At 61.3% G+C, this 18,013-nt stretch carries 21 protein-coding genes and 1 pseudogene; 17 read left to right on the top strand and 5 right to left on the bottom strand.

From position 1 onward, the window contains the following. The 3 genes from C9E81_RS23160 to C9E81_RS20360 form a co-directional block, all read left to right on the top strand. Window positions 1–222: hypothetical protein (locus tag C9E81_RS23160; RefSeq protein WP_208021234.1), on the top strand; the 222-nt coding region annotated here is incomplete at its 5' end. 136 nt (window positions 223–358) lie between these two features. Further along, window positions 359–838, top strand: a complete 480-nt coding sequence (locus tag C9E81_RS20365) for an anthrone oxygenase family protein (RefSeq protein WP_122114189.1) — start codon at window positions 359–361, stop codon at window positions 836–838. Between the two features lie 39 nt (window positions 839–877). Continuing rightward, complete coding sequence (locus C9E81_RS20360) at window positions 878–1,249, top strand: VOC family protein (protein WP_122114188.1); 372 nt, start codon at window positions 878–880, stop codon at window positions 1,247–1,249. 183 nt (window positions 1,250–1,432) lie between these two features. On the opposite strand, the gene C9E81_RS23425 is transcribed toward C9E81_RS20360, so the two are convergent. After that, on the bottom strand, window positions 1,433–1,738 hold the full coding sequence (locus C9E81_RS23425) for a hypothetical protein (protein WP_243698744.1): 306 nt from the start codon (window positions 1,736–1,738) through the stop codon (window positions 1,433–1,435). Here C9E81_RS23425 and C9E81_RS23420 point away from each other — a divergent pair. The 4 genes and pseudogenes from C9E81_RS23420 to C9E81_RS20345 form a co-directional block, all read left to right on the top strand. Next, window positions 1,715–1,798: pseudogene (locus C9E81_RS23420) on the top strand (H-type lectin domain-containing protein); the annotation flags it as partial. The gene C9E81_RS23425 and the pseudogene C9E81_RS23420 sit on opposite strands and share 24 nt — an antisense overlap. A 2-nt stretch (window positions 1,799–1,800) precedes the next feature. Beyond that, window positions 1,801–1,956 carry a hypothetical protein gene (locus C9E81_RS23415; RefSeq protein WP_243698743.1) on the top strand — a complete coding sequence of 52 codons (156 nt, stop codon included), beginning with the start codon at window positions 1,801–1,803 and terminating at the stop codon, window positions 1,954–1,956. 202 nt (window positions 1,957–2,158) lie between these two features. Next, complete coding sequence (locus tag C9E81_RS20350) at window positions 2,159–2,776, top strand: DUF5671 domain-containing protein (RefSeq protein ID WP_122114186.1); 618 nt, start codon at window positions 2,159–2,161, stop codon at window positions 2,774–2,776. Then, window positions 2,769–3,176, top strand: coding sequence for a hypothetical protein (locus tag C9E81_RS20345; protein ID WP_122114185.1), 408 nt, complete (start codon window positions 2,769–2,771; stop codon window positions 3,174–3,176). Before C9E81_RS20350 ends, C9E81_RS20345 begins: the two co-directional genes overlap by 8 nt. Window positions 3,177–3,302: 126 nt before the next feature. On the opposite strand, the gene C9E81_RS20340 is transcribed toward C9E81_RS20345, so the two are convergent. Continuing rightward, a complete protein-coding gene (locus C9E81_RS20340; RefSeq protein ID WP_122114207.1) occupies window positions 3,303–4,577 on the bottom strand; it encodes an ROK family transcriptional regulator in 1,275 nt (424 codons plus the stop codon). A 209-nt stretch (window positions 4,578–4,786) separates the two neighbouring features. Between C9E81_RS20340 and xylF the strand changes: the two genes are divergently transcribed. The 3 genes from xylF (at window position 4,787) to C9E81_RS20325 (ending at window position 7,939) form a co-directional block, all read left to right on the top strand. Further along, window positions 4,787–5,815 (top strand): D-xylose ABC transporter substrate-binding protein, encoded by a 1,029-nt coding sequence (gene xylF, locus C9E81_RS20335; RefSeq protein WP_122114184.1) that lies wholly within the window; start codon window positions 4,787–4,789, stop codon window positions 5,813–5,815. Between the two features lie 82 nt (window positions 5,816–5,897). Beyond that, window positions 5,898–7,193, top strand: a complete 1,296-nt coding sequence (locus C9E81_RS20330; RefSeq protein WP_122114183.1) for a sugar ABC transporter permease — start codon at window positions 5,898–5,900, stop codon at window positions 7,191–7,193. Beyond that, a complete protein-coding gene (locus C9E81_RS20325; protein ID WP_122114182.1) occupies window positions 7,190–7,939 on the top strand; it encodes an ATP-binding cassette domain-containing protein in 750 nt (249 codons plus the stop codon). Before C9E81_RS20330 ends, C9E81_RS20325 begins: the two co-directional genes overlap by 4 nt. Window positions 7,940–8,026: 87 nt before the next feature. Here C9E81_RS20325 and C9E81_RS20320 read toward each other — a convergent pair whose 3' ends face one another. Next, the gene (locus C9E81_RS20320; RefSeq protein ID WP_243698742.1) at window positions 8,027–9,418 is read right to left on the bottom strand and encodes an aminotransferase-like domain-containing protein; all 1,392 of its coding nucleotides are present in this window, start codon (window positions 9,416–9,418) and stop codon (window positions 8,027–8,029) included. Between the two features lie 127 nt (window positions 9,419–9,545). On the opposite strand from C9E81_RS20320, the gene C9E81_RS20315 reads away from it, so the two are divergent. The 4 genes from C9E81_RS20315 (at window position 9,546) to C9E81_RS20300 (ending at window position 13,886) form a co-directional block, all read left to right on the top strand. After that, window positions 9,546–10,862, top strand: a complete 1,317-nt coding sequence (locus C9E81_RS20315) for a hydroxymethylglutaryl-CoA reductase, degradative (protein ID WP_122114180.1) — start codon at window positions 9,546–9,548, stop codon at window positions 10,860–10,862. A 74-nt stretch (window positions 10,863–10,936) separates the two neighbouring features. Beyond that, window positions 10,937–11,971 (top strand): TRAP transporter substrate-binding protein DctP, encoded by a 1,035-nt coding sequence (gene dctP, locus C9E81_RS20310; RefSeq protein ID WP_122114206.1) that lies wholly within the window; start codon window positions 10,937–10,939, stop codon window positions 11,969–11,971. A 65-nt stretch (window positions 11,972–12,036) separates the two neighbouring features. Beyond that, window positions 12,037–12,573 (top strand): TRAP transporter small permease subunit, encoded by a 537-nt coding sequence (locus tag C9E81_RS20305; protein ID WP_122114179.1) that lies wholly within the window; start codon window positions 12,037–12,039, stop codon window positions 12,571–12,573. Next, on the top strand, window positions 12,570–13,886 hold the full coding sequence (locus C9E81_RS20300) for a TRAP transporter large permease (RefSeq protein WP_122114178.1): 1,317 nt from the start codon (window positions 12,570–12,572) through the stop codon (window positions 13,884–13,886). The genes C9E81_RS20305 and C9E81_RS20300 overlap by 4 nt, the downstream gene beginning before the upstream one ends. Before the next feature lie 71 nt (window positions 13,887–13,957). Here C9E81_RS20300 and C9E81_RS20295 read toward each other — a convergent pair whose 3' ends face one another. After that, the gene (locus C9E81_RS20295) at window positions 13,958–14,845 is read right to left on the bottom strand and encodes a LysR family transcriptional regulator (RefSeq protein WP_122114205.1); all 888 of its coding nucleotides are present in this window, start codon (window positions 14,843–14,845) and stop codon (window positions 13,958–13,960) included. Window positions 14,846–14,948: 103 nt separating this feature from the next. Here C9E81_RS20295 and C9E81_RS20290 point away from each other — a divergent pair, with 103 nt between their 5' ends. Then, window positions 14,949–15,686 (top strand): SDR family oxidoreductase, encoded by a 738-nt coding sequence (locus C9E81_RS20290; protein WP_122114177.1) that lies wholly within the window; start codon window positions 14,949–14,951, stop codon window positions 15,684–15,686. 82 nt (window positions 15,687–15,768) lie between these two features. Continuing rightward, entirely contained in the window at window positions 15,769–15,978 is a 210-nt protein-coding gene (locus C9E81_RS20285; protein ID WP_122114176.1) for a tautomerase family protein, read from the top strand. 206 nt (window positions 15,979–16,184) lie between these two features. On the opposite strand, the gene C9E81_RS20280 is transcribed toward C9E81_RS20285, so the two are convergent. After that, window positions 16,185–16,859, bottom strand: coding sequence for a GntR family transcriptional regulator (locus C9E81_RS20280; protein WP_243698741.1), 675 nt, complete (start codon window positions 16,857–16,859; stop codon window positions 16,185–16,187). Window positions 16,860–16,982: 123 nt separating this feature from the next. On the opposite strand from C9E81_RS20280, the gene C9E81_RS20275 reads away from it, so the two are divergent. Continuing rightward, window positions 16,983–18,005 (top strand): DctP family TRAP transporter solute-binding subunit, encoded by a 1,023-nt coding sequence (locus tag C9E81_RS20275; protein WP_243698740.1) that lies wholly within the window; start codon window positions 16,983–16,985, stop codon window positions 18,003–18,005. The last annotated feature ends 8 nt before the right edge of the window (window positions 18,006–18,013 follow it).

Here is an 18,013-nt window from a genome sequence, read left to right as displayed (position 1 = left end):
TCCGAAGATCGGCGGATAAAGGCCGGAACAGGCATGTCTTTGCCGATTCCGCTCGGCAAATTGGCGCTGATGACCCTATGGCAGTCACCGCAAGGTGAAGACGCAGGGCGCGATTGTATCATCGCTACCCGTCACAGTGTTTTTCGGCGGTCTGCCGAAACGGTTGGGGCAGGTCTCCTGCAGGATCGATCGTCAGCATCCGCGATCCGCCCGGCCGGGTGATGATCCCAGGTCAAATAACCCGCTGCAGCAGCCATGCCGCGATACGGGTTCATGTCAAATCACCGACAGGAATCGGGTATAGGATGGTGCCTGCCTGCGGGCGCAGAACCAGTTCGGACAATCCGGAGCCGTCGCGATGGTTAAGACACTCTCCGTTACTTCGATCCTCTTCTGCGGGGCGATCTTCGGTTTCTTCTATGCCTGGGTATGTTCGACGATGTGGGGGCTGGATGCCGCCGATCCGCGGGTCGCGATTGCGGCCATGCAGGCGATGAACGCCTCGGTCCGCAACGCGGTCTTCTTTCCGGCGTTTTTCCTGACCCCCGCAGTTCTGGGCATCACTGCAATCGCCGCCGGGCTTCGCAACAGCTGGGGCGCGGCGAGCCTCTTTGGTGCGGCCGCGGTGATCTATCTGGTCTTTGGTCTCGCCCTGACCCTTGCCGTGAACGTGCCGATGAACGAAGCTTTGGCTGCCGTCGCGATCCCGACGGATATCGAGGCGGCGCGCGCGATCTGGCAAGATTATTCCGTTCGCTGGCAGTTCTGGAACCAGATCCGCGCAGGGGCTTCGGGCCTCGCGCTTGCCTTCGCCGCGACCGCACTGGCGAGGCTCTGACCCGCTCGGGACGCGGGCGATGCAACAGGGGAGGTGGAAATGGCCAGGGTGCTTGGCATTGGCGGGGTGTTTTTCAAGGCGAAGGATCCGAAAGCCATCGCGGCATGGTACGAGCGGCATCTCGGTATCAGCGATCTCGGCAAGGCAGTCTGGCAGCAAGAGGCCGGGCCGACGATCCTTGGCCCCTTTTCGGAAGACACGGAATATTTCGGTCGGCCCGGGCAGCAATGGCTGATCAATTTCCGAGTTGACGACCTCGACAGCATGATCGCGGCGTTGAAAGCCGGCGGCATTCCTGTCGAGACACGAGCCGAATGGGATTCCGAGGCGGGCCGATTCGCGCGGATCCACGATCCGGAGGGCAATCCCGTCGAACTCTGGGAGCCGCGTATCGGCGAGAGCGGCGACTGAACCCGTCCCGCCGAAGCCGGGTCATCAGAGGGCAGCGGACCTGTCGCAACGGAGTGGCAGCCGATATGGGCACCTTTTCTGGCGGGACGGGTTGATCACCGTCTTCTTTTGCCCGTCACATGCCTGTCACCGATCTCGGCGATACCCTGCCTGTTGTTGCTGGCGTCCGGGAACTTGCCCGGTTCAGCCTTTCAATTCCCCTGCCGATTGCCTCACATTATCGCCGGGGAGGATTCTTTCAGCAGCCAGAATGTGGAAACGGGAACCATGAATGATCTTGCCGAAATTCAGCGAAGCCAGGAACAGATGATCGTGGGCGATCTGCAGGTTCTCACGGCGATCGGCGAATTGTTTAATCATGTCGATCGGGGCCTGCCCATGTGGTCGGAAAGCGGGGAGCGCAAGGTATCCGCAGATATCACGTTTCAAAGACCGTTCCGGTCTCCGCCGACCGTTACGCTCGGCCTGACAGGTATCGACAGTGCGCATGACCAGAATCTCCGCGTCTGGCTGGAGGCGAAAAACGTCTCGGAGACCGGCTTTACCATCGAATGCAATACCTGGAGCGATACGCGTATTGCCAGGGTGGCGATTTTCTGGAGCGCCATTGGCGCAGTGGGACCAAGAACGGCGCCGAAAAGACGGCGGGGTTTCAATCGGGCGAAATTGCGGCGGTCGATATTGTCATGACGGGAGCGGCGGGTTGACCGATCGTGCAAGCCGCCTTTTCGTGACGGTTTTTGACGCGTGGAAGGAAAAGCGCTCGCGGCAGGAAGGCTGAACGCTCCTTTCGGATGCGTCAGATGGCAACCTGCCGCTGATCATCCGCGGCAATCCGAGGCCCCGATGACGGATTGACCTGCGATCCGGAAATGGCAACCCTGTGACGAAACAGGCCAGGAGGCTGTCTTGGGATCCAGCGATCTGTTGGAAAGCTTCGTCAGGGAAGCGATCGCCGCCGGGCAGGAGCGCGCGGCCATTGCCGGGGTCCTGGCCGATGCGGGATGGTCGGACAGTGAAATCGAGGAGGCCCTCGAGGGCTGGGCCGATCCCAATGCGGGCATGCCGCCGGTTCCACGGCCCAGGCCATATGTCTCGGCGCGGGACGCGATCCTTTACGGGTTGCTGTTCATTTCACTGGCTGTCCTGTGCTGGCACATCAATCAGCTGGGTTTCGGCATCATCGATTTTCTGGTTGATGACGTGGCTGACCGGTATCCCGGGACAAGCTCCTTGCGGTGGTCGATCGCCATCCTCGTGCCCTTCCTTCCGCTGTTTCTGGCACTGGACCGCCGCATCTATCGTCATACGCGCGAGGATCCCGGTCAGAAACGGTCGCTCGTGCGCCGCTGGTTCGCCTCGATCACATTGCTTTTGGCCGTGCTGACCCTGCTGGGGGACCTTTCGGCGACCGTCTATGCCGCGCTTTCCGGCGAACTGACATTCCGATTCGTCCTGAAGGCCGCGTTGGTTGCAATCACCGGCCTGCTGGTGCTGGCCTATTACCGGGGCGAGATCAATGACTGATCCGCGCGGGAAATGGGTGGTCTGGGCGATCGCCGGAATGACGGTGGCGATGGTCATCGGGGGCCTCATCGTCACCGGAGGTCCTGGCCGGGGCCGAATGGAGCGCCGGGACGATGTCAGGCAGAATGATCTGGCGGATCTCTACAGGCACGCGCGCTGCATCAGCGCCTCGGAGCAGCGCAATGACGGCGATCTGTCAGCGACGGCGCATTGCCCCGATGCGCCGCGGCTGATCGATCCCTATTCAGGAGAAGCCTACAGGATCGAGCCGGTCGAAAAGCGGTTCCTGCGGCTCTGCGCCCGGTTCGAGACCCCTGCGGATGTCAGGCAATTTCGGCATGGAATTCCGGCCGGTGAATGGGATGGCGATTGTGTCGTGGTCCAGGTGATTCATGGTTGAATGACAGGCTGCCTGCCAGCAAGCGCCAAGCTGGTCGCCGGTATCCGCATGGCGGCGGGGATGCAGCGCCACCGGAAACCGCCGCAATCCTGCGATGACCTTGAGTGCATTGGCAAAAGCCCGGTTTCAGGGGGAAGCTGCCTCCGCAGCCTGGCCGACCTGCGCCGTTATTTCCGACAGGGCCAGTGCCGCCGCACCCCGCGCCCAAACGAGATCGCCCCAGGTATGAACCTCGATCGGCGTGCGGGGACGGCCCAACCGGTCCGAGAAACGATGGACCTCGGACAAGACCTCCTCGGCATAGAGAAAGTCATAGCGCAGCCGTGCGCCCGACAGGATGACCAGTTCCGGGTCAAAAAGCCGGATCATATTGGCCATTCCGGCAGAGAGGTAACGCCCCGCCCGGCGAAAGATCAGCTGCGCCTCCTGATTGCCGGCCTTGGCCTGATCGAACAGGATCTCGATCATCTGCGCGGGAGAAGGAACCGGATTGTTTTCCCAGTCAAGCGCGGTAGAGGCCTCGCGCACCAGGGCATAATCGGCCACATAGGCCTCCAGGCAACCGCGCTGGCCGCAGCGGCAAAGCGCCCCGTCGATCTGCATCGTCGTGTGCCCCAGTTCCAGCCCCAATCCGCGCGCGCCGCGGAAGATACGGCCGCCCTGCACCGATCCCATGCCCACGCCCTGCTCGATCGTGACCACGGCGAAATCCGAAAGGCCGCGCCCGACGCCGAACCACAGTTCGGCCAGCGCCAGAAGGTTGACATCATTGTCCAGAAAAACCGGACAGCTCAGCCTGTTCGACAAAAGATCGCCCAGGTTCACATTGCGCATCTTGAGGATCGGCGACCAATAGACCAGTCCGGTGACTTCCTGGACATAGCCGGGAATGCCGACACCCGTTGCGGCGATATCAGTCGGGGCAAGGCCCGCTTTGGCCAGCACCCCGGCAAAACCGGCATCTATACGCTTTGTGATCGCGTCCAGATCGAGCCGGGAATGATCCGATCCGACCGTCACATTCGCGACCTCGTTGCCCGCGAAATCCAGGACCACGGCGGTCATCAGCCCGAACCGCAGGTTGATGCCGACGACGAATCCTGCCTCCGGGACGATCTTCAGCGCGACCGGTGGCCGTCCTCGCCCGCTCTCGCGCGGGGCGCCCTCGATTTCAGTGACCAGCCCCTCCGCGACCAGTCCGGAAACGATGGCAGAGACCGAGGCGGGGCTGATCCCAAGCTCCTTGGCCACCTCGCTGCGCGAGATCTGTCCGCAGGCGCGAATCTGTTCCAATACCTGTTGCCGCAATGGGCGCACCCCGCGATCCTGGGGCGGCAGCAGCGGCCCGCTTCCAGAGACGGGAGCCGGTGCGGGCGGTGAAGATATGTCGTCTTTCGCCATATTTATTTTTCTCTGCGAATTATTTTCACGCTGATACATCGACCTTCTTGCTGCGCTCAATCCTGAAACTTGCGGATTACCCCAGGTTATCTTTATGAATCAGGCTATATCAGGCAAATTTATTTTGACAGGTAAAAAAATTACAGGCATGTTTGCGTTACCAGAAATATCTGGGGCCCTTCTGCAGGGCATGTCATAGGGAGGACAGAATGCGCAGAACAATCCTGATCGCCGCTGCGGTCGCAGCAGGCGCGCTCACATCCGCTGCCGCACAGGACCTGACTGTGGGAGTAAGCTGGTCCAACTTCCAGGAGGAGCGCTGGAAAACCGACGAAGCCGCCATCAAGGCGGCGCTTTCCGAGGCCGGGGCGGAATATATCAGCACCGACGCCCAGTCATCCTCGTCGAAACAGCTTTCCGATATCGAAAGCCTGATGGCGCAGGGCGTGGACGCGCTGATCGTGCTTGCCCAGGACACCAAGGCCATCGGTCCTGCGGTGCAGGCCGCCGCCAACGAGGGCATCCCGATCGTCGGCTACGACCGCCTGATCGACGACCCGCGCGCCTTTTACCTGACCTTCGACAATGTCGAGGTCGGCCGGATGCAGGCCAGCGCGGTGCTGGAGCAGGCCCCCAAGGGCAATTACGTCATGATAAAGGGCTCTCCCACCGATCCGAATGCCGACTTCCTGCGCAGTGGCCAGCAGGAGGTCTTGCAGGATGCCATCGATGCGGGCGACGTCACCATCATTGCCGAAGCCTATACCGATGGCTGGCTGCCCGCCAATGCGCAGCGCAACATGGAGCAGATACTCACGGCCAACGACAATGCTGTCGATGCAGTGGTTGCCTCCAATGACGGGACCGCCGGTGGCGCGGTCGCCGCGCTGAGCTCGCAGGGCATGGAGGGTCTTCCGGTCTCGGGGCAGGATGGCGATCACGCCGCGCTGAACCGCATCGCCAATGGAACGCAGACCGTCAGTGTCTGGAAGGATGCCCGCGATCTTGGCAAGGAAGCGGCCAATATCGCCGTCGCCATGGCCAATGGCACCGCCATGTCCGATATCGAGGGCGCGGCCCAGTGGACCTCGCCGGATGGCAACGAGCTTTGGGCGAAATTCCTGACGCCGGTTCCCGTCACGCGCGACAATCTGGAAACCGTCGTCGATGCGGGCTGGATCACTGTCGAGGAACTTTGCCAGGGCGTAACCAGCCCGGTGGGCCCCTGCCAGCCCTGACCCCGAACCGGGGCGGAACCGGTTGCCACCCGCGCCCGACCCGCGCGGGTGGCAACGACAATCGCTCAGCAGGAAGAAACCGATGTCCGATATTGCATCCACTCCTCCACGGGGCAAGGGCAACATTGCCCGAGCGCTGGAACTGGACACCCGTTTGCTTGGCATGATCGGCGCGCTTGTCGTCGTCTGCCTGATCTTCAATTTCCTGACCGATGGCCGTTTCCTGACGCCACGCAACCTGTTCAACCTGACCATTCAGACGGTATCGGTGGCGATCATGGCCACGGGAATGGTCTTCGTCATCGTCACCCGTCATATCGACCTGTCGGTGGGATCGGTGCTGGCCACCTGCTCGGCCGTCATGGCGATGACGCAGACGCGTTGGCTGCCGGAGGCCCTGGGTTTGGACATCGGCAATCCCGCGATCTTCTGGATCACCGTCATCGTTGGCATCGCGACCGGGATCGTGATCGGGGCGCTGCATGGCTGGCTGATCGGCTATCTTACCATTCCGGCATTCATCGTAACGCTTGGCGGCCTTCTGGTCTGGCGCAACGTTGCCTGGTACATCACCAGCGGCCAGACCATCGGGCCACTCGATGCCAGCTATATGAAGCTGGGCGGCATCAACGGCACGCTCGGGGTGCAATGGTCCTGGATCGTCGGGCTGATCGCCTGCGCGACGGCATTGCTGGCGCTGTTTTCCGCGCGGCGCAACAAGCTGACCCATGATCATCCGGTCAAGCCGCTATGGGCGGAATTCTCGCTCGGTGCGCTGATCTGCGGCGGCATCCTCGGCTTCATCGCCATTCTTAACGCTTACGAAGTTCCCGCCGCACGCCTGCGCCGCATTTTCGAGGCCCGCGGCGAAACTTTGCCCGAGGGCTATACCGAAGGCTACGGCCTGCCCATCTCGGTCCTGCTCCTGATCGCCATAGCGATCGCGATGACGATAATCGCGCGGCGCACGAGGCTGGGCCGCTACATCTTCGCCTTTGGCGGCAACCCGGATGCTGCCGAACTGTCTGGCATCAATACCCGCCTGCTGACCGTGAAAATCTTTGTCATGATGGGCATTCTCTGCGCGATTTCCGCCATGGTCGCCTCGGCGCGCCTTGCCAATCATTCCAACGATATCGGCACGCTGGACGAGCTGCGCGTCATCGCGGCAGCCGTCATCGGCGGCACGGCGCTGTCGGGCGGGGTCGGCACCATCCACGGGGCGATCCTGGGGGCGCTGATCATGCAATCCCTGCAATCGGGCATGGCCATGGTCGGCGTGGACGCGCCGTTCCAGAACATCGTCGTCGGCATGGTTCTCGTGATCGCCGTTCTCGTCGATATCCTTTACCGCAAGCGCATGGGGGACAGGACATGACTACGCCTCTGGTCGAAATGAACGACATTTGCCTGAGCTTCGGCGGTGTCCGTGCCGTCGATCACGTCAGCATCGACCTGAACCCCGGCGAGGTGGTCGGCCTTCTCGGTCATAACGGAGCCGGAAAATCCACGCTCATCAAGATCCTCTCGGGGGCCTATCGCCCGGATTCGGGCGAGATCCGGATCAATGGCGAGCCCGTGAAAATCGAGAGCCCGCGCGACGCGCGGCGCTATAATATCGAGACGATCTACCAGACCCTGGCGCTGGCGGACAATCTGGATGCGGCCTCGAACCTGTTCCTGGGGCGCGAGATCGTGACCCCGACGGGCATGCTGAACGACGCCAGGATGGAGGCCGAGACCCGCAGGATCATGGCCCGGCTGAACCCGAACTTCAAGAAACTGGGGGTCCCCGTCTCTGCCCTGTCGGGCGGTCAGCGGCAATCGGTGGCCATTGCCCGCGCGGTCTATTTCAACGCCAGGATCCTGATCATGGACGAGCCGACCGCCGCGCTCGGCGTGCACGAGACCCGGATGGTGGCCGATCTCATCAAGGAGCTGAAGGCGCAAGGGCTGGGCATCTTCCTGATCAGCCACGACACGCGCGAGATGCTGGAGCTGTGCGACCGCGTTTCGGTGATGAAGAACGGACGGCTCATCGGGACCGAGCGTGTCGAGGACGTCACCGAGGACGATATCCTCGCAATGATCATCATGGGCAAGAAGCCGGAAAGGGCGGCATAGGGTCCGGGCAGCCAATGGCCAGCTTGGGCGGGGCTTTTGTCAGCCCTGAAAGAGCGCGTCCGGGGCCGGGACCGATGACTTCATCGATCAGGCTGAGCTTCGGGCGGCGCTTTTCAGAAAGGACAGGAAACGTGGGTCGGTGGCGTGAGCGACATTGACACGAATGGCCGCACGGGCCCCTTGTGTCCGCTGAGGGGAAAACATGCTGCCGGGCGCAAGGAAAATGCTTTGCCTGACGGCCGCCTGAAACAGGTCCAGTTCGTTCAAGGGACGCCTGAATTCTGCCCAAAGGTAAAAGCCGGGCACCCGGCTAGGGTGAACATCCAGCCCGGCCTGATCAAGCGCGTCTACCGCCTTTTCGTTGGCGGCCTCGACCCGTGCCCGCAATCGCCGCAGGTGCCGCAGATACTGCCCGCTCTGGATCAGGCCGAATACGAAACGCTCGACGAAATCGGATGTCGCGACGGTGGTCAGGATGGCCATATCCGTCAGCGGGGCGACCAGTGACGGATGAGCCGACAGAAAGCCGCATCGCAGGCTTGCGGACAGGGTTTTCGAGAATGTGCCGATATAGATGACCCGGTTAAGCTGGTCCAGCGCGGCAAGCCGCGGCGATTCCGGTGGCACGATATCGGCAAAGGCATCGTTCTCGACGATCAGAACCCCCCATTTCTCTGCCGCCTGCAGCAATGAGAAGGCAACCGACGGGGCGAGACTGCCCCCTGTAGGGTTATGCGCCTGTGATTGAGTGAAGAACAGCTTGGGACGATGCCTGGCCAGTTTCAGTTCGAATTCCTCGGGATCCGGCCCGTCAACCCTGCGCGGCACACCGATCATGTTGACCTTGGCCAGGGCCAGCTTGGCGAAAAGCGGGTAATATCCCGGCTCGTCGACAAGAACGGTGTCGCCGGGCTGCAGAAAATGACGGATGATCAGATCCATCGCGTGATTGGCGCCATGAGTCAGCAGCAATCCGTCCGGTTTGGCGGTGATCGAGCGCTCCATCAGCATCAGCCGCAACCGGTCCCGAAGCGGTTCGAAGCCGCGGGCATGACCATACCCGAAATCGTCAGCGGATGATCCCGCGATACCGCGCCCGGCGAAGTGGCGCCGCAATTCCGATCCTTCTGTCCAGGAGGCCGGAGGCCGGCCGTCACCGGGACGCACCTCGTAATGCCGGTCGAGCTGTTCGCGCAGCAGCGACACCAGATCCACCGCGGCCGCGAGATGGGGCGGCGCCGGGCTGGTCTGTGGCAATTCGCGGCGCGACACGTAATAACCCGATCCCGGTCGCGCCTGCAGCAATCCCTGTGCGACCAGCCGGTCATAGGCGTCGGCCATCGTGTTCTTGGAGACGCCATGTTCCTGTGCCGCGCGGCGGATCGAGGGCAAACGCTCGCCGATCCGGTAAAGACCATTGGCCAGCCGCTGCGACAGTGTCTCCACGATTTTGTCGACCCGTGTCTGACTGTCTTTCAAGTAAATTGTCTCCCTAAATTTCATGGGACAGTGCTGCGCATAATCTCGTCAACTGTCCCTTGATTGTCATGCCTATACTAGGACAATTTATGTCGGCATCCAAGATGCCGGCGCTTTCGGAGGACATATGGCCCGACAATCGAATGACGAGGGACCGCAGGTGAATTCGCGGCTGAATGGCTATCGCAACAAGACACCCCGGGAGCGGTTGAACCTGTTGGCCGGCGCGGTGGGGTTGTCGTCCGAGGCTGCCGCCGTCCTCGGAGAGGCAGGTGCATTGGATCTGGCGACAGCAAACGGCATGATAGAGAACGTGGTCGGCAGATTCGAGCTTCCGCTCGGCATAGCGACCAATTTCACGATCAATGGCCGCGATCGCCTTGTGCCCATGGCGGTGGAGGAACCCTCGGTCGTTGCCGCCGCCTCTTACATGGCCCGGATCGCGCGCGACAATGGCGGTTTCGAGACATCTTCCAGCGCGCCCGTCATGCGGGCGCAGGTGCAGTTGCTGAACCTGTCCGATCCGTATGGCGCGAGGCTCAGGCTCCTGGCGGCGCGCGAAGAGATCGTCGCGATCGCAAACAGCAGGGATGAATTCCTCGTCCGCCTCGGCGGCGGCTGCAGGGATATCGAGGTGCAGGTCTTTCCGTCCTCCGCGCGCGGGCCGATGGTCGTCCTGCATCTGCTGGTGGATGTCCGTGACGCGATGGGCGCCAATGCGGTCAACACGATGGCGGAAGCCGTCGCGCCGAAGCTGGAGGAACTGACCGGCGGCACCGTGAGGCTGCGGATATTGTCCAATCTTGCCGATCAGCGCCTTGCACGAGCCCGCGTGCGCATCGCGGAATCGTCGTTGCGGACGGATGAGTTTTCAGGGCGGCGGATGATCGACGGTATCCTCGACGCTCATGAGCTTGCGGTGATCGATCCCTATCGCGCGGCGACACATAACAAGGGAATCATGAACGGTGTCGACCCGGTGATCGTTGCAACGGGCAATGACTGGCGCGCCATCGAGGCGGGCGCCCATGCCTATGCCGCGCGGAATGGCCGTTACACCTCCTTGTCCACATGGGAGATCGATCGCGACGGCTGCCTTGTAGGCACTCTCGAAATGCCGATGGCGGTCGGACTGGTCGGCGGGGCGACCAGGACACATCCGGCGGCGCAGGTCGCGCTGCAAATCCTTGGTATCCAGTCGGCACAGGAACTGGCCGAGATCACGGTGGCCGTTGGTCTGGCGCAGAACATGGCGGCGCTGCGCGCATTGGCGAGTGAAGGTATCCAGCGCGGCCACATGACGCTTCACGCCCGCAATATCGCCATCGTTGCAGGTGCAGTGGGCAGTGAGATCGAGATCGTCGCCGGAAAACTGGCCGAGGCGCATGACGTCCGCACCGACCGGGCAAGGGAAATCCTGCGTGAAATGCGCAGGGAGGCGTGAAAAGAGCCGTAAACCCGGCAACAAACATGGCGGGCGACCCAAAGATTCCCGCCGATCAGGAGGAGGAGACCGGAATGTTCAGAACCATCGCACGCAGGGGGATGCTCGCCTTGTCGGCTGGCGCCGTTATTGTCTTTGCCGCCCCGGCAACCGCGCAGGACGAGGCGGTGTCATGGCGCATGCAAGCGCTTTGGGATGGCGGCACCACGCCACTGGAATACGAACAGATCTTCGTGGATCGTGTGAAGGAATTGACCGGGGGCAAGTTTACCATTCAGCTCTTCTCCGCCGGGCAGATCGTTCCACCCGCGCAGGCCTTCGATGCGGTGCGTGGCGGTGCGTTCGAATTGATGAAAACCTTTGACGGTTACGAGGCGGGAAAAATTCCCGCGCTTGCATTCACCAGCACCATCCCGTTCGGCTTCACGGAATCGCAGCAATATGCCGACTGGTTCTATGAGCATGGCGGCCTTGAAATGGCGCAAGAGGCCTATGCGCCCGCAGGGCTGCAATATATCGCGCCAACCGTTTACGATCAGGAGCCGATTCACTCGACCGTCAGGATCGAGACCATCCAGGACATGGCGGGCAAGAAGGGTCGTTTCGTCGGCCTTGCCTCCAATGTGATGAGCGCCCTGGATGTCGCCGTTTCGCCATTGCCGACATCCGAGGTCTATTCGGCGCTGGACAAGGGCCTGGTGGATTTCGCGGATCGCGGCGATCTGCAGGCCAATCTCGATGCCGGGTTGGGGGAGGTCGCGCCCTACATCGTCCTGCCGGGGGTTCATCAGCCAACCACCGCCACTTCCTATGTCGCCAACAAGGCGGCTTATGATCGATTGCCGGACACCTACAAGGAAGCCCTGGCCACGGCCGCCAGAGAGGTGTCCGAGGCCTATCAGGAAGCCAAGACGAAAAGCGATGCCGAGGCATTGGAGGCATTCAGGGAACAGGGCGTCGAGATTGTCGAGCTGTCGGACGATGATGTGAAACAGGCCCGTGCCCGCGCGGCCGAGGCCTGGCGCGAAGCGACGAAAGACGACGAACTGGCGACGAGGATCCTCGATTCGCAGATCGCCCAGATGCGCGAAATCGGTCTGATCGAGTAGCCGCTCCACAGCAATCATCGGCGAAGCGGGACGCTCGGCCGATGAGTCAATGCAGGATCAGTGCCATGCATCATCTCGCCGTTACCTTCATAGAACTTGTCACCCTGGTGAACCGCTGGCTGTTCAAGGGTGCCGGGTTTGTCATCCTGCTGATCGTGCCGGCGATGCTTTACGCTGTCATCTCCAGATACGGTTTCAACCGGCCATCGGAATGGGGGCTCGAACTGGCGACCCTGCTGTTCGGGCCGTATTTCCTGCTGGGTGGCCCCTATCTTCTGCATATCGGCGGACATGTGAATCTCGACTTGCTGCGGCGCGCCTCCTCTCCTCGCGCGAACCGGATCTTCGATCTCGTCAACTATCCGGTCATCGCGGTCTTCGCGCTGATCCTGCTTTACTATTCATGGCCATTCGCGATGCAGTCCTTCCAGCTGGGCGAGACCTCCTACACCTCGTGGAACCCGGTGATCTGGCCGGTGAAATTCGTGATCCCGCTGGCGCTGATCCTGCTGTTCCTGCAGGCGCTTGCCGAATGGCTGCGGCTCTTGACCGGTGATGAGGCAAGACCCCCACGGCAAGAGGACGCGGGGGAAATCCTATGAGTTCCACGGGCATCCTGTTCTTCATGTTCGCCGGCCTGACCGCGTTTCTGCTGACCGGTCTGCCGGTGGCCTTCGTGCTTGGCGGCCTGTCGGTGCTGTTCACGGTGCTGTTCTGGGATCCCGGCGCGCTGATCATCCTGGTCTTGCAGATATTCGACACCATGCGGTCCGAGGCGCTGCTGGCCATTCCGCTTTACATCTTCATGGCGGTATTGCTGCAGAAATCGGGCATCATCAACGATCTGTACCGCGCGATGGAGCTGTGGTTCGGCCGCCTTCGGGGCGGTCTGGCGATCGGGACGGTGGTGATCTGCGTGCTGATGGCCGCCATGACGGGTGTGGTGGGCGCGGCAGTGACCGCGATGGGCATCCTCGCATTGCCGGAAATGCTCAAGCGCGGCTATGACGCGCGGCTCGCGACGGGGACGATCTGCGCGTCCGGCACCCTGGGCATCCTGATCCCGCCTTCGATCCTTACGATCGTCTATTCGGTGACGGCGCAGGTTTCGATAGGCAAGATGCTGATCGCGGGCATCGTGCCGGGCATGATGCTGGCGGGCCTCTATATCTGCTACATCCTGATCGTGTCATGGTTCCGGCCCGGGCTGGTTCCCGATGTCAGCGGCACCGAAAGGGCCAGCCTGCGCGACAGGCTGCTCTCCCTCCGGTCGCTGGTGCTGCCGGCGCTGATCGTGGTCATGGTGCTGGGCTCCATCTTCTTCGGCATCGCCACCCCGACCGAGGCCGCCTCTGTCGGGGTGCTTGGTGCGGCGGCTGCGGCTTTGATGCGGCGCAGCCTGACCTGGGCGAATATCTCGGAAAGCTGCGCGGTCACGCTCAAGGCCACGGCCATGATCCTGTGGATCACCATCGGCGCCAAGGCCTATGTCGCGATATTCACGGGGCTCGGCGGGGCGGATGCCTTGCTGGGAGCGATCCGTGCGCTTGAGGTGAGCCCTTACCTGGTGCTGGCGGTGATGATGCTGATCCTGATCTTTCTGGGCACGGTGCTGGACGAGATCGGCATCATCCTGTTGACAGTCCCGGTTTTCCTGCCGGTTGTCCGCTTCCTGGGCTTTGACGAGATCTGGTTCGGCGTTCTCTATGCGCTGACCATCCAGATGGGTTATATCAGCCCGCCTTTCGGCTACACGCTGTTCTACATAAAGAGCACGCTGCCCGCGGAAACCTCGATGGCGGTGGTTTATCGCGGCATCGTCCCGTTCTTTCTGCTGCAGGTGGCGGGGCTTCTGATCTGCGTGGTTTTCCCCGGGATCACGACTTTCCTGCCCGAATTGATGGGTAACGGTTAGGCCGGGATACGCCAACATGTCAGGAAATGTGCACCTGCTGTATTTCAACACAACGCGAACCTTACGGACGGTCATTCGAGGCTGGCAAAAATGCCCTTTACCCAATCCAGGAACACTTCCAGTCGTTGGGAAAGGACCCGGCCTCCTGCGTGTATGGCGTTGAGGGGTAGAGGTTCAGGCGGGGTCGCGGCCAAGACCTCGACCAGCGTGCCATTGGCAAAGTCGGCGGCAAAGCGGTAGCGCGGAGCCTGGATCAGCCCCATTCCCTGCCGTGCGAGCGCGGCGGCGGTGTCGGAATTGTCGGTCGACACGATGGTAGGCAGGGCCTTCGTCGTGATCCTGCCCCCATCCGTGAACTCAAGCGGCATCACCTCACCTGTGCGGGAGGACAGGAAGCCTACCATGCGATGCCCCTCCAGATCGTCGATGCCTTTCGGTGTGCCGTAGCGGGACAGGTAGGCGGGGCTGGCACAGGTGACCTCCGGCAGCGCACCCAGCCTACGCATGTGCAGGCTGCTGTCCTGTGGCTGTCCCGCGCGGATCGCGCAGTCCACCCCTTCGCGCACGATATCGACCAGCCGGTCGCTCTGCGTGAACGAGATGGTCAGGCCCGGGAAACGATCGAGGAACTCCGGCAGGCGCGGCACGATGAAAGTTCGGGTCAGCAGGCCCGGTGCCTCGATCCGCAAATGTCCGGAAGGGCTGCCGGAGAAGTGGCCGACGGCATCCTCAACCTCGGCCAGGATCATCCGGGCGCGGCGATAAAACTCCGTCCCCTCCGGTGTCGGCGTCACGTGGCGCGTGGTGCGTGCCAGAAGGCGAACCCCGGTCTCACGTTCCAGATCCTTGATAGCATTGGTCGCCGAGGATCGCGCCACGCGAAGCTCCCGCGCGGCCCGGGCAAAACTGCCCCCTTCGACGATGCGCGCAAAAAGTTCGAGGCGGTCCAGACGATCCATGGCCATTTGTTAGCGCAGAATGAATTGTCATGTCAAAATCTGGATAATTGTTCGAATTAACGACTTCCTCCATTTGTCAGTCAGACGGAAAATGGAGAGAATCATGTCAGATCGACAAAGAACCGCCATCATCACCGGTGCCTCCCGCGGAATCGGCGCAGAGATCGCCCGGCAGCTCGCGAAAGACGATATTGCGGTGGCGGTCAACTATGCAAACAGCCCGGACGCGGCGGAACGCATCGTTGCCGAGATCCGGGCCGCGGGCGGGCAGGCGCAAGCAATCCAGGCCGATCTTACCGATCCGGCCGCGCCGTGCGTCCTTTTCGATGCGGCCGAAGCGGCATTCGGCGGGATCGACATCCTCGTGAACAACGCCGGGATGATGCAGCTTTCCTCGCTCGGAGAGAGCGATGACGCCATGCTGGACGCTCATGTCTCGCTCAACCTCGCCGCACCCGTTCGCCTGATGAGGGAAGCCGCCCGGCGGCTGCCCGAAGGCGGTCGGATCGTGTCGCTGTCCTCGTCCGTGGTTGGGCTCTACCAGCCGGGTTATGGTCTTTATGCCGCGACGAAGGCGGGGATCGAAGCGCTGACCCATGTGCTGGCCAAGGAACTGGGACCCAAGGGGATCACGGTCAACGCTGTCGCGCCCGGTCCCGTGGCAACCGATTTCTTCCTGCGCGGCAAGAGCGATGCGCTGGTTGCGCAGATCGAGGGGATGAACCCCTTCGGACGGCTCGGCACGCCTGAGGATATCGCCCGTGTCGTGAGATTTCTTAGCGGCACAGAAGCGGCATGGATCAGCGGGCAGGTCATCCGAGCCAACGGGGGCGTCGTCTGACGGCGCCTCCGACGATCGCCGGAATGCCTGACAGGACCGGCGCCATCACTTTTCCCGAGAACCTGAAAAAGGAAACAGGCACATGCCTTTCGTAAACATCAAGACTCCCGAAGCCGGCCTGAGCGCCGAACAGAAATCCGAGATCGGCCATCGTGTGACCGAACTTATGGTGGAATATTTTTCCGAAGCGGCCCGGCCGCACACCATGGTCCTGATCGAGGAGGTGAAAGACGGCGGCTATTACCGTGCGGATGAGCTTTTCACGATACCGGAGGGCTTTCGCAACGCATAACCAACGGGATCCATCGGTCAAGACGATCGAACCCGTCCACGACCTGATCGGTCACGCCCGCCCTCGGTATCCGCACATTTATCAAGTAATTGCAGGACAGTGCTTCATAAGGAGTCCCATCATGCGAGAGGCGACAAGGCACCGTGCAGAACGCCGGCTATCGGAGGGCACGCCGATCGCGGATGCTCAGTGGTCAGACGAGTCAATCATTGGCCTTCCCGCATCCTGAGCAGAAGATGACGTTCGGCGCCGCGGGCATGGCGTTCGACGACTTGAGCCGCGCGATCCGCATCATGCGCTTCGACAGCTTCGATAATATCCCAATGATCCTTGAGCACGGTTGCGCGACGGGCGGAACTGATCGGGTAGCGCCGGGCAAGCGCCCTCACCACCTCGCCATGACGTTGGCGAATGGCACGCGCCTCGCCATTGAAGTGGCGCTTGTACATGATGCCGTGGAATTCCTCGTCCAAATTGTCCCACTCGACCTGGTCGCCGTGGGAGAGCTCAAGCTGATGTTGGACCGCACGGGCCCGTTCGAGGTCTTCCTCACGGGCCTGTTCCACAAATACCCGGATCAGGTAGGGCTCGATGAGGGTGCGAATGTCAAAGATATTGCGCACGAAGGTTTCATCAAGGCTCCGCACCTGCGCGCTGCGATTACGCGACAAGACAACGAAGCCTTCCCCGCCAAGTTGGTGCAATGCTTCGCGTATCGGATTGGTACTGACCCCGTAACGCTTTGAAAGTTCGCTGGTTTTAAGCAAGCTGCCGGCCGGTAAAACCCCCGAGACGATATCTTCGCGCATCAATTCGGCCAGTCCCAACCGGGGCCGGGGTCGAAACACTCTGCGCTCGCTCGACGCCTGAACTTCACTCACCGACGCACTCCTTCTGACAGTCTGTTGGAGTCTAGATGCAAATTTCTTGTCATACAATCGATCATTGACTTTGTATAATTTAAATGTAATTGACCATTAATAATTAAGGGATGGGAGGAAAATATGTCTATGATCCGCGCGCTATCCGTGAGTCTTCTGACCACGGCGTCGTTTGCCATCGCTCCGGTGGCACTGGGTGAGGAAATCCGCTTCGCGCTGGAAATGTATGAAGGCGACAATCCCGAATTCAACGCGGTCACCGCGTTCAAGGAATATGTCGAGAACAAGAGCGGCGGCGAACTGACCGTCCGAATCTTCCCCGGCAATCAACTCGGCTCGGTCCGTGACACCACCGAGATGGTCCAGCAGGGCACCTTGCACATGACCCTGCCATCCGATGGCGCTTTTGCCGGCTTTTATGCTCCGATCCAGGCCTGGTCCATGCCATATCTCTTTTCTTCGGCGCCAGTGGCCTGGGAAGTGATGAGTGGCGAATTCGGCCAGTGGATGCTTGAAGATATTCGCGAACAGACTGGTATCCGCGCACTGGCCTTTTCTCAAAACGGATTCCGGTCGTTCCTTAACAATGACCGTCTCATCCAGACCCCGCAAGACATGGCGGGGATGAAGATCCGCACCATGGAGAGCCCGGTATATATGGAAATGGTGTCTGCGCTTGGTGCTGATCCCACTCCGATCGCTGGCTCCGAAGCGACTATGGCTTTACAGCAGGGGGTGGTGGACGGTCTGGAAAGCCCGCCATCGGTGCATCTCTCGGGTGGCGCTGCCGAAGTGGCACAATACATGACCCTCAACGAGCATGTTTTCGGCCTGCATATCGTCGTTGCCAATGACGAATGGTTCACCTCGCTTTCACCCGAGCATCAGCAGATCGTTGCCGACGGCGCCCGCGTTCTGGCTGCCGTCGAGAATGTGGAAAAGACCACGGGTGACTGGGCCGCGATCGAGAAAATTCGGTCGATGGGCGTCGAGGTCCATATTTCCTCGCCCGAAGAAAAGTCCATGTTCCGGGAAGCTGTCTATCAGCCGGTGCGGGAGTTCATCCTCGGTGAGGTCGGCGAGGACGTTCTTGATCGCATTGAAGCTGCTGTGAAAGCCGCCGAAGCCTCGGTCTACGGCGAATAGAACAATGT

This window comes from Paracoccus alkanivorans, assembly GCF_003697785.1.
Taxonomy (GTDB): domain Bacteria; phylum Pseudomonadota; class Alphaproteobacteria; order Rhodobacterales; family Rhodobacteraceae; genus Paracoccus; species Paracoccus alkanivorans.
The sequence above is the reverse complement of the archived record's forward strand: the minus strand, read 5'-3'. Positions and strand labels throughout refer to the sequence as shown.